Source organism: uncultured Winogradskyella sp., assembly GCF_947496485.1.
In the GTDB taxonomy this organism is placed as follows: Bacteria; Bacteroidota; Bacteroidia; order Flavobacteriales; family Flavobacteriaceae; genus Winogradskyella.
In genome coordinates this window covers 1,192,383-1,204,070 of record NZ_CANMCZ010000001.1, presented here as the reverse complement: position 1 = coordinate 1,204,070, position 11,688 = coordinate 1,192,383, and the positions used below count along the sequence as shown (strand labels likewise).

General features: G+C 32.6%; 9 protein-coding genes. 3 read left to right on the top strand and 6 right to left on the bottom strand.

All coding sequences use genetic code 11. The features are described 5' to 3' along the window. Positions 1-127: 127 nt before the first annotated feature. Positions 128-538, bottom strand: a complete 411-nt coding sequence (locus Q0822_RS05095; protein WP_299120991.1) for a BrxA/BrxB family bacilliredoxin — start codon at positions 536-538, stop codon at positions 128-130. A 179-nt stretch (positions 539-717) separates the two neighbouring features. Between Q0822_RS05095 and Q0822_RS05090 the strand changes: the two genes are divergently transcribed. Beyond that, positions 718-1,512, top strand: a complete 795-nt coding sequence (locus tag Q0822_RS05090; protein WP_299120989.1) for a TerB family tellurite resistance protein — start codon at positions 718-720, stop codon at positions 1,510-1,512. A 94-nt stretch (positions 1,513-1,606) separates the two neighbouring features. Here Q0822_RS05090 and Q0822_RS05085 read toward each other — a convergent pair whose 3' ends face one another. Continuing rightward, a complete protein-coding gene (locus tag Q0822_RS05085; RefSeq protein ID WP_299120986.1) occupies positions 1,607-2,416 on the bottom strand; it encodes a hypothetical protein in 810 nt (269 codons plus the stop codon). A gap of 118 nt (positions 2,417-2,534) precedes the next feature. Here Q0822_RS05085 and Q0822_RS05080 point away from each other — a divergent pair, with 118 nt between their 5' ends. Both Q0822_RS05080 and Q0822_RS05075 read left to right on the top strand, forming a co-directional pair. Next, positions 2,535-3,077 (top strand): sigma-70 family RNA polymerase sigma factor, encoded by a 543-nt coding sequence (locus tag Q0822_RS05080; protein WP_299120983.1) that lies wholly within the window; start codon positions 2,535-2,537, stop codon positions 3,075-3,077. An 11-nt stretch (positions 3,078-3,088) separates the two neighbouring features. Then, positions 3,089-5,959, top strand: coding sequence for an energy transducer TonB (locus tag Q0822_RS05075; protein ID WP_299120982.1), 2,871 nt, complete (start codon positions 3,089-3,091; stop codon positions 5,957-5,959). A gap of 80 nt (positions 5,960-6,039) precedes the next feature. On the opposite strand, the gene Q0822_RS05070 is transcribed toward Q0822_RS05075, so the two are convergent. The 4 genes from Q0822_RS05070 to Q0822_RS05055 all read right to left on the bottom strand — a co-directional run bounded on the left by Q0822_RS05070 (position 6,040) and on the right by Q0822_RS05055 (position 11,688). After that, positions 6,040-8,556, bottom strand: coding sequence for a chondroitinase-B domain-containing protein (locus tag Q0822_RS05070; protein ID WP_299120980.1), 2,517 nt, complete (start codon positions 8,554-8,556; stop codon positions 6,040-6,042). A gap of 114 nt (positions 8,557-8,670) precedes the next feature. Next, positions 8,671-9,831 carry a metal ABC transporter permease gene (locus tag Q0822_RS05065; RefSeq protein WP_299120977.1) on the bottom strand — a complete coding sequence of 387 codons (1,161 nt, stop codon included), beginning with the start codon at positions 9,829-9,831 and terminating at the stop codon, positions 8,671-8,673. Continuing rightward, positions 9,824-10,951 carry a metal ABC transporter permease gene (locus tag Q0822_RS05060; RefSeq protein WP_299120974.1) on the bottom strand — a complete coding sequence of 376 codons (1,128 nt, stop codon included), beginning with the start codon at positions 10,949-10,951 and terminating at the stop codon, positions 9,824-9,826. Before Q0822_RS05060 ends, Q0822_RS05065 begins: the two co-directional genes overlap by 8 nt. Further along, entirely contained in the window at positions 10,951-11,688 is a 738-nt protein-coding gene (locus tag Q0822_RS05055) for a metal ABC transporter ATP-binding protein (RefSeq protein WP_299120972.1), read from the bottom strand. The genes Q0822_RS05060 and Q0822_RS05055 overlap by 1 nt, the downstream gene beginning before the upstream one ends.

Genomic DNA, 11,688 nt, shown 5'->3' with positions numbered 1-11,688 from the left:
CCACGATTAAAATCGTGGTTTAAATTCTAAAAATTCTGTCATTGCGAAGTTCACTTTTAGGTCAACTGTGGCAATCTGTTCAATTAGAGAGATTACTACGTCATTTTATTCCTCGTAATGACGTGTACTAGCAATGCTCATTATAAGCATCCATGAGATTTTCTGCAATCAATTCTGCAGGACGACCCTCTATATGATGGCGCTCCAACATATGTACTAATTCCCCATCTTTAAATAAAGCCATACTTGGTGAGCTTGGTGGAAAAGGAATCATAAATTCTCTTGCCTTATCAGTAGCTTCTTTATCTACACCTGCAAAAACAGTGACCAAATTAGTTGGTCGCTTAGCATTCTGCAAACTCATACGAGCTCCTGGTCTGGCATTTGCCGCTGCACAACCACAAACTGAATTCACAACCACTAAAGTTGTACCTTCTTTGGCAATGGCATTATCTACAGCTTCTACTGTATGTAATTCTTCAAAACCTACGTTGGTTAAATCCTCACGCATTGGTTTTACTAATTCTGCTGGATACATATCTTTTTAATTTTTAATTAATCTTATTTGAGTTACAAAGATAGGGAAAAATAGTAGGCAGTCTTTAGACTTTAGTAGGCAGTTTAAATGGTGGTATTTTAGTTTTCAATGGTAACAAAAATCAAAGAATATATACTAACAAGTAGTATATTTGAATTTTACAATAAATAAAACAACACATGAGTTTTGCAAAATGGATTGGTGGTGCTATAGGATGGTCGTTTGGTGGTCCAATAGGTGCTATAATAGGGTTAGCAATTGGCAGTTTTGTCGATAATTTGGCTGGTGACGGAACACCTTTATTAGGTGAACGTCAAACAGGAAGGAGTCGTCAGCGGCAAAATCCTTATCAACAAAGAAAAACACAATCAAGAAGACAAAGACCACAAACACAATCTGGTGATTTTGAAGTCAGCTTACTAATATTAGCCTCAATTGTTATTAAAGCAGATGGTAAGCAAGACCAGCGCGAACTCGATTTTGTACGTCAACAATTTAGAAACATGTATGGTAAGGATAGAGCGAATAAAGCTTTTGAATTATTCAAACGCATATCAAAACAAAATATATCGACTAGACAGGTTTGTTTGCAGATTAAGCAAATGATGGATCATGCCTCAAGATTACAATTACTTCATTTCTTATTCGGAATTGCAAAAGCAGATGGACACGTTACTGAAGATGAATTACGACAGATATATACCATAACAGGTTATTTAGGAATTAGTAATAAAGACTATGAAAGTATTAAAGCAATGTTCTACAATAGTACTAACAATGCTTATAAAGTTTTAGAGATTGATAAATCGGTTTCTGATGATGAAGTGAAAAAAGCATATCGAAAAATGGCTAAAAAATACCATCCAGATCGTGTTGGGCATTTAGGTAAAGAACATCAAGAAGGCGCTGAGGAGAAGTTTAGGCAAGTACAAGCTGCTTATGAGCATATTCAGAAGGAACGCGGGTTTAAGTAGAGTTTAAGTTAGAACTCTGTTATCCTTGAGATATTATTTTAAAAGCCTCTTAAATTTAAGAGGCTTTTAAAACTATTATAAAAAGAGGTAAACCTTATTCGTATATAAACTCAATATTAGAGTCTAATTCTCCATCATAAAAATACATCGCTGTATTTGGGTAGTCATCAGAATTATAGGTATATGAAGTTGTTTCAGTATCTACAAAATCTCCTTGATCATCAATTTTTTGGGTAACATTATTACCAGATCCAAAAATCATCTCAAAACCATTTTCAGATTCATTCATTATCAACGCTATAGTGTTAATACTATAAATGTTTTTATAAGCACTATTTTTAGAATCATATTGAAAACTTACTGTATCACCACTATTATGGCTTATTTCTGTTATATTTCCATTTGTTATGGTATAGTTCGTTATTCCAATATTTTCTGTTTGAGAAGAGAAATCACCTCTAAATAGTTCTAAACTTACATTTGAGTTATTTTCATCATAAGTTAACATATGTTTTATAGCAATATTTTCTCCATCGATATCAAACAAATAATTTGTAAACTCTGTTAGTAAACCTTCAGAGTTATATGTTAAAATCACATATTCTTCCAAGTCAGTATCATCTAGAAAGTTAACTCGTACCAAATTATTATTAGCATACTCAAAAGTTGCTGAGTAATCTCCACTTAAGTCAGATGCAGAATCAATAATACTGGTTAAGTTAGTGTCATTATAATTAAATGCTATTGTGAATTCCACATCTTCGTCTACAATACTGTAGTTAATTTGTTTTATTAAAACATCATCTTGATTTTCACCTTCACCATCATCGGTATTTAAACTTTCATTAGAACACGAAAAAATTAATAGTAATAAGTTAATAAGTAGTAAAGGTTTTAATTTCATAATCGTTTTTTTTATAAATTAAGCCACAAATCTAAAATAAATTCAGAGTATAGCTCTTAAATTTTAAAAAAATAGGTGACCTTTTTAAAAAATGACCATTAATAGATAAACCACTCTTATGAGCGACGACAAAATAATGGTACTTTTTAAAAATGGTAAGCGCAACAAAGCGTTCTGGGAATTATACAAACTCTATCCTCGTATTGAAAAACTGATTCTTTCTAAAGGCGGCACAAAAGCAGATGCTAATGATGTGTTTCAAGAGTCACTTATCATTTTAAATCGGAATCTTGAAAAATCTGAATTTAAGCTAACATCTTCATTTTATACGTATTTATATTCCGTATCTCGATTTGTATGGAAAGACAATCAAAAACAATTTTCTAAACAAGAATTACACAATTTAAAAGCGGAAGAAGTTTCCATTTTAGATGCTGTTTTAGAAGAAAAGAAATATCAAACAGCAGAGCGCGCTTTTAGCGAATTAGGAGAACGATGTCAACAATTACTTCAACGGTTTTACCTCAATAAAATGTCTTTTAAAGCCATTGCTGAGGTCATGCAATTTAAAACTGAAAAAGTTGCAAAAAACCAGAAGTATAAATGCTTACAAAAAGCAAAAGACATCTACAGAAATCAATTTAAAACGGTTCAATCTTAATTCGGGAAAACATGGAAAACTATATAGATTTAATAAACGCTTATTTAGACCAATCACTTTCGGAAAGTGAGGTTCTTGCATTTGAAAATAGGTTGAAAACAGATACAGAATTTAATACTATTTATAAGGAGCATTTAATTGTTATAAAAGGAATAGAAAGAACTAAAACGAAATTAGAAATTAATGATGCTAAAGCTAACTTTATTAGAGGTAAAAGATTTAAGCAGGTTGGAATTATTATAGGAATATTAATTTTTGCTTCATTAATATGGTTCTTAGTTTCTAAAAATAGCGCCAAAAACGAGCTTGAAGAAATTCTAAATTTTGAGACTGAAATGATTCAAAGTTTTGATGTCTCAACGGATTCAATTATTAGTATAGAAGGGAAGAAAGGAACGCTTATTAAGTTTAATCCAAAAGACTTGGAGTATCAATCCAAGAAACCATTAAAAGCGAATAATCTATCAATAATTTTATTAGAGCTAACGAATCAACAAGATTTACTCTTAGCAAATGCTCAAACGATATCTAATGGTAAGATTCTAATTTCTGGTGGCGCATTTAAAATTGACATTAAGGTGGGCGATGAATCATTAGTATTAAAAAAAGGCAAAACTATTTCAGTAAAATTTCCTAAAAACACCAATGAGGATGAGATGCAAATATTTTATGGAAAAAGGAATGAAAACGGTTATTTAAATTGGAATTTAAGTGAGGTGCAACTTAAAAATGAAAAGCATTTTACAATATTGTGTAGAGATTCAATTGTATTAGATGAAGAAATAACAAGAGCTTTCGGCGGTGTGGAAACCATGAGACAAATATTAAAAATAGATACTTTGGGTTTCTTATCTAAAAATGAAATAAGGTTAAGGTTTCCGAAAAAACTAGGGTTTAATAAGCAAAAAGACACTCTTGTTTTATTAATGGAATACATCGATTCAGGATCTGATGCTTTTGATACAAATTATGAGATTATTGATACAAATCAATTAAAAGAAATCATAGAAATATATGATGAGCGTAATCGCAGAGGTTCTAATAGCTCTAAATCAACAAGTAGAATAAATGAGAATTATAAAAGCTTTTATGAAGCCATTAATATTTCAAAATTAGGTTGGATTAACATTGACAAGTTTTCAAATGAAGAAGATAAAATAACTATCAACCTTAAAAACAACTTAGATTTTAATTTAAATACTCATACAGAAGAGGCTTATCCAGAAGATTCAGTTTGGCACCAGACCTATCTCATTGACAATGATAATAACACGATATTAAATGTGTATTCAAGTATTTTAGAAATTCCTAAAGGAAGAAAATTTACCATTATTTCGTGTTGTATAGTTGATGATACGTTTTATTTAAGCCGACAAGTTATAAAATCTAATAAAGCTGATACTTTTATTATTGACTATAAAAAGCGGAATAAGTCTCAAATAAAATCACTTTTAAGATTAGATACAAATTCTACCGAAGAAGAAAAACCCAAACAAAAGAGAGTAACAACTGCAAATAAAGAAGTTGAAGCCATAATTATTGAAAAGGAAGTAGTAGATCGTAAAGTTTCGAATAAAAACAATACAATCTCATTTTTTAAATCGAATAATAAAGAACCTCAAGTTATTAAAGTCAACACAGAAGAAGATTTTAAAATCACGTTGAGAGAAGGAACTAAAATTTCAATTCCTAAAAATGCTTTTGTAAATGATAAAACAGGAAAAGAAGTCTCAGGAGAAATAGATATACAAATCACTGAATTTTACAAATTATCTGATATGTTATTAGTAGATTTAAGCACAAAATCTGATGATAAATTACTGGAAACTGGCGGAATGCTTTATGTTGAAGCGAAGAAAAATAATTCAAAATTAAGGTTGAGTCCAGAAAAGAAAATAAATATCGTTTTCAATACTAGCGGAAAACTAAACATGCAACTTTTTACAGGTGAGAAAAATAATGATGGAATTAATTGGAAATTAGATAAGCAAACCAAGGGCATTGAGGCTAAACCCGCACAGGAGCAAGTTGATTATTTAATAATGAGTAACGAACCAAATTCTTTTACTTTTCAATCAGTTGAAGAAGTACCAATATATCCAGGATGTGAAAATAGTAGTAATGCAGAAAGAAAAGAGTGCATGAAAGAGGCTATTAATAAATTTATAAGCAGAAAATTCAATACATCAATTGCAGACGATTTAACACTAACAGGTAAACAAACGATAAGAACTTCTTTTGAGGTTGATGAAGAGGGAAATATAGGAAAAATAGAAGCAAGAGCTTCGCACAAAGAGATGGCAGAAGAAGCGATTCGAGTTATTGAGTTATTTCCTAAATTAATTCCTGCGAAACAAAAAGGCAAATCTGTTGCAATCAGTTATTATTTGCCTATTGTTTTTAAGCTAGAAGGGGAAACCTTAGATCAACCTTCTATAACAATAAAGAGTGATAAGGCATTTATAAAAACTTTCGGTGAAAAAGCGATATCAGAAATTGGGAACTCAGATATTGAACGTTATACTTTAGCAACATCCAATTTAGGATGGATTAATTGCGACAGGTTTGTAAATAGTAAAAAGAAAAAGATTAAATACAAGGTAAAAATAAAGGATGCAGATGGAGCCAATGTGAAAATGATTTTTAAGTCTATTAGTTCGGTTTTGCCAAGTGAAAGAATAAATGATAATTATAGTTTTGGAGACGTACCTATAGATGAGGATATTATTTTATTAGCCATTAAAAAGAATGGCGATAAAATTTTCTTAGGAGTTAAGGAACTGAAAACTAAAGTGATTTCAGAAATAGATTTAAACTTTAAAGAGGTTACAGTTAATGAGTTAAAAGCGGAATTATATAAACTGAATAAAGGGTTTAATTAGAGGTACTTCAATTTCAGAATTAGACCTAGTTCAAAAAATAAACTTAAGCTTTAGTGAAAATAAATTCTACATTAATAACTTTATTTCTTAACTACCTTCTCAGTAGATAAAATCTGTTGATTAACACCTAAAATCTGAGCAAAATACAGTCCACTAGAAAGCGTTTGATTAAACTTAAAAGATGTTGACTGATAAATGTCTGTTGTTTCTTCGATTACTTTTCCTGTAATATCTACTAATCTAATTTTAGAAACATTTCCAATTGAACTAGATGGAATAAGAATATTTAACTCATCGCTAAAAGGATTAGGATATAGTCTAACTTTAAAATCTAAATCATTTTCATCAATAGATAGATTGGCACCTGCACATATAACTTCTAAATCAGAAATAGAGCACCAAGGACCAGAATATGTTGCTGCACCAGTAACGGTTAGCCTTATATATCTCACTACTGATAAATTAAAAGTGTCGTTTATAGAAGTTGCTTGTGTTGTATTAGCTTGTCTATCTACAAGTGTTACAAAACCAGAAGTTGGAGAGGTTTCTGAACCTTCAACTAAATATTGATAATCTCTACTTTGGTATGGGAATAAATTTATTTCGTTTACGTATAATGCATCACCCAAGTCAAAAACCATATTTTGAGGAAATGTTTCAGCAGACCAACGATTATCAGCATCTCCATCAATGACGTTACTTGCAGGATTTGCTGCTTGTTGGTCGGTAAAACTAATCACAGTTGCTGCTAAAGAAAGGTTAGTACCCTGTACACAATCAGGAGGAGTGAGTGGTCCTAAAACCTCAATATTTGCTGAATCCATGAATGAACCATCTGCTGTAGTTGCTGTAATATTAATTGTTCCTTCACCTACAGCTGTAACCAATCCATTACTGTCTACAGTAACAATTGCATTATTGCCAGATGACCATGTTACACTCATATTAGTAGCATCATTTGGTACAATTGTGGCTGTAAGCTGTTGTGTCCCGTTTATAGCTAGTGTAGCAGTCTCCGGATTTACTGTGACTCCTGTTACTGGAATAGGAGCACAATTTGTTCCATAATCTGTTGGTGGGCATGAGCTAGAAGAAGCCACGCCAGCAGCATCTAAGTAGCAAACACCTACGGTATCTCCTACAGAAGTATCTGTAATCGGATTTTGATTTGTTGCTGTACCAGTAGCTCCAACGATTTCATGTGCACCGACATCTTTCCCTGTTGTTGGCCTTGTAAACCCTTCTATATCTATACTTACATCATTATAAGTTCCTGTTGCTGTATTAGCTACTGGCCCTGTAGTACTTGGTTTGTAAATTTCTCCACTAGCTGCAAAATTTGCATTTGCATCTGTGATACCAGGATCCATAACACCAATAGTTGAGCCTCCAAAAATATTTCCGTCATAATTCATTTGACCTCCTATTGAAGCGACATCACCAGAGACGATAGTACCATTAGTACTATAAATTGCATTATTAGCTATAGTTCCTTGCGGTATATTATTACCTCTAGAATCATTAAAATATATAGGGTCATCAGAATTATAGATGGTGTTAAAAGCTATTAAAACATTACTAACAGTTTGATAACCATTACTTGTTCCACCAGAAGCTGCATTGCCTCCCATTAGTGTAATACCATTATTAAAAGAATCTGATGTATTATCTAAATCTTGCATATAATTATTGATAATGATATGATCTTGATCAGATACCCTAATACCTCCAGACTTTGCTTTATTTTCGCCCATAAAATAGTTGCCTTCTACTCTGGCTTGAGCACCATGCCTTAATACTAACGAACCTCTACAGTTTCTGAATGTATTATTACGAAATGTATTTCCTAAACTTTTGTTCGAAATAATCTCATTTTCACCATCTACTTCCTGAAAATAGTTGCCTTCTACTAAAACTGACGCGTTTTCGGTTTGCTGAGAGCTAGATCCTATTCTTATACCTTCAGAATCTCCAGAATTTGTGCGCCCATCCTTAGGCGTCACATTATAAAAATAATTGCGAAGTATATTATGACCAGCAGTACCACCATTATTATAAGACAGTTCCACTAAAATGCATACACCAGTGGTATCTTTATTAAGAAATGCGCAATTTTCAATAGTATTATTAGTGCCATAGAGTACAGCCCATCTACTTTTTGCATCTGGTTCAGTAAGGTCTTCTACCTGTAAATCGTTGAATGCACAATTTCGCATAATACAGTTGTTTGCAAAATCTGAGTTGGAACCACTTCTTCTAAATTCAACATGGTTATTAAACCCAATACCACCATTCCAATAAAAACCATCAACAATTAGGTATTCTCCCCATATATTCATTCTAGATTCGCCAGTAAAAATTACACCTCCAGGTGTTTCTGCCCTTAGTACAATTGGACTACCAGATTCTCCCATAGCATTAAAGTCTATGTCTTGATTAGAATAGGTTCCGTTTGTCCAAGTGACAACATCACAAGGTTGTAAATTAAGATTGTTGAATTGACTTGCCGAATTCACAGTATAATCAGTAGCGAAAGCAGTTTGAGTAACTAACAATAGTATGATTAGCAATCCGAAAAAGTACAGTTTTGATGCCATAGAATAAGCCTTTAAATCAAAATAATTGGTTTACCAAACTGGTTTACCAATTATAAATATAGTCAATATTTTGGTATATGTATATAATCTATGCTAAAAACGATTTAAAAATCGTTAACCTCTAAATAAAAAGAAGTCATCTTTCATGTCTTCAATTTGAGTATCTTCATTGGTGATGATATAGTCAATCGCTTTAGAAGTAAATTCATCACCTTTTTTTGTTAACGAAACGATATTATTTTCAATATGAATCATATTGTTTTTCTGAGCTAAATCTAATACAGTTTTAGACCTAACTTTTTGCCAATTAATATGTTCGTTGAGATGATTAACATGGCGTTCCTTAAGGTCATCATGATTTTTTAAGTGCAATAAAAATGTTAATAAAGAAACTTCTGTTCGCTGTTGTCTTTCTCTGTACATAACAGCGATAACACCTTTTGTTGGTGCAAACAAATACACCGATAAAAAGACTAATCCTAGAACTGTTGTTATAGAACCTGAAATTGATGCGTCTAACCAGTGCGCAACCCAATAGCCAAATATGGCACTGAAAATTCCGAACCCAATTGCTAAAGCTAACATTTTCTTTAAATCTGTAGTTAGTAAATAGGCAGCAGCAGCAGGAGCAATCATTAATGCAACAACTAAAATAGCTCCAACAGCATCAAAAGCTCCAACAGTAGTTACAGATGAAACTGACATTAATCCATAATGTAGAATAGCTGGCGAAAACCCTAGTGAAGCCGCTAGACCTTTATCAAAAGTACTAATCTTTAATTCCTTAAAAAATGTGATTAACAAAGTTATTGTAATCATTAGAATTGTTCCAACAACCCAAAGTGATTTTGGGCCAACATCTGTTCCTCTGATTAGCAACCTATCGAATGGAGCAAAAGCTAATTCACCAAGTAAAACGGCATCAACATCTAAATGCACATCATTGGCATTTTTTGCGATCATTATAACTCCAATACTAAATAACGCTGGAAAGACAAGTCCTATAGCTGTATCTTCTTTAACTAATCCAGTTTTTTGAATGTATTCTACTAACACTACGGTGATAATTCCCGTTAATGCTGCTAGAAGGATTAGTAAAGGTGAATTTAAATCGTGAGTAATAAAGAAACCAATTACAATTCCTGGTAATATGGAATGACTAATAGCATCACTTATCATTGCCATTTTTCTTAGCACCAAAAATGTACCAGGAATAGCACAGGCAACTGCTACTAGACTCGCTATAAGCTGTATTTCTATTTGTGCACTACTCATCTTCAGTGGTTTGTTTAGTGTACAGATTAGCTGCGGTTTCAAATCCTATTTTAGTTAAACTCCACATATTTCCTTGGAGCTGAACATAATCTTTATCTACCAATTTTTGAAGCGTAGATTTTGTATATCCTTGAAAACTATTTAAAAGTTTTATAGCATGTGGATGTGAAATATCTTCATGCGTTGCGGCAATTTGATGCATAAATGCTAATGTTTTGTGTAACTGTAAATCGCGACGATTTTTAATAAATCGAAGTTGTTTAAATAGTAACCCACGACTTGGTGAAAATATAAATGAGAAGACAACGAATACTGAAGCGACTAATACGATTACAGGACCAGTGGACAAATTGTTCTGACTGGCACTAATTGCAGTGCCCAAAACACCAGAAAAGGCTCCAAAAATAGCTGCTAAGAATACCATTACAGATAAGCTATTCGTCCATTGTCTTGCAGCAGCAGCAGGAGCTAAAAGCATGGCGCTCATTAAAACAACTCCAACCGTTTGTAAACCCAAAACAATAGCTAGCACGATAAAACTTGTAATAAGTATATCAATAAATTTAGTGTTAAAACCTAAAGTTTTGGTGTAGTCTGCATCGAAAAGTAATATTTTAAACTCTTTCCAAAATGTTAGCATTACTAGCAAACAAAGTCCGGTAACGATTGCCATCATCCAAACATCACTTACAACTAATGTCGCTGCTTGCCCAAAGAGGTATTTATCTAATCCTGCTTGGTTAGCATTGGGTTGTTTTTGAATAAAAGTGAGTAATAGCATTCCGAATCCAAAAAATAAGGATAGAATTAAACCCAACGCTGTGTCTGATTTTAAATGGGTTTTGGTGATAATGCCTCTAATCCAAAAGGTTCCAATAAGACCACTGATTAAAGCTCCAAAAAGTAGAGTATTGCTATCTTTTGCTCCTGTGATTAAAAATGCAATAGCTATTCCTGGTAATGCAGCATGAGAAATAGCGTCACCTAACAAACTTTGTTTTCTAAGTACGGCAAAACTACCTAACATTCCTGTAACAGCTCCTAAAATTGCTGTTCCTAGTGTTATGGTTCTTAATGTGTAGTCTGAGAAGACTAAAGAGAAATACTCTTGTATATCCATTACTCTTGTATACTTACCTTATAATTTATTCCATAAGTCTTAGTCAAATTATCATCATTAAAAATATCCTTAACTGGTCCTGTGGCAATTTTCTTTACATTCAAAAATGTAACCCAATCAAAGTATTCTGGTACGGTTTGTAAATCGTGATGAACTACAATAACTGTTTTACCAGCTTTTCTTAATTCTTTTAAAATATTAATAATGGCGATTTCTGTCGTAGCATCTACACCTTGAAAAGGCTCATCCATAAAATAAATAGAGGCATTTTGAACCAAAGCTCTTGCCAAAAATATACGTTGTTGTTGTCCACCAGAAAGCTGGCTTATTTGTCTATTTTTAAAAGCCAACATACCTACTTTTTCTAAAGCTTCAAGAGCAGCTTTTTTTTCCTTTTGCCCGGGTCTTTTTATCCAACCTAAGCTTCCATAAGTTCCCATTTTAACAACATCTAATGCTGTAGTTGGGAAATCCCAATCCACACTTCCTTTTTGAGGCACATAAGCGACTAGCTGTCGTTGCTTTTCATAAGACTTTCCATAAATACTAACACTACCAGCAATAGGTTTTAATATCCCTAAGATAGCTTTAATGAGTGTAGATTTTCCTGCGCCATTTGGTCCAACAATAGCCATTAAAACACCTTCTGGGATTTCTAAATCGATGTCCCAAAGCACAGGTTTGTAGTTGTAGGCAACGGTTAAATCGTCAACTTTTACGGCTATTTTTTTCATCAT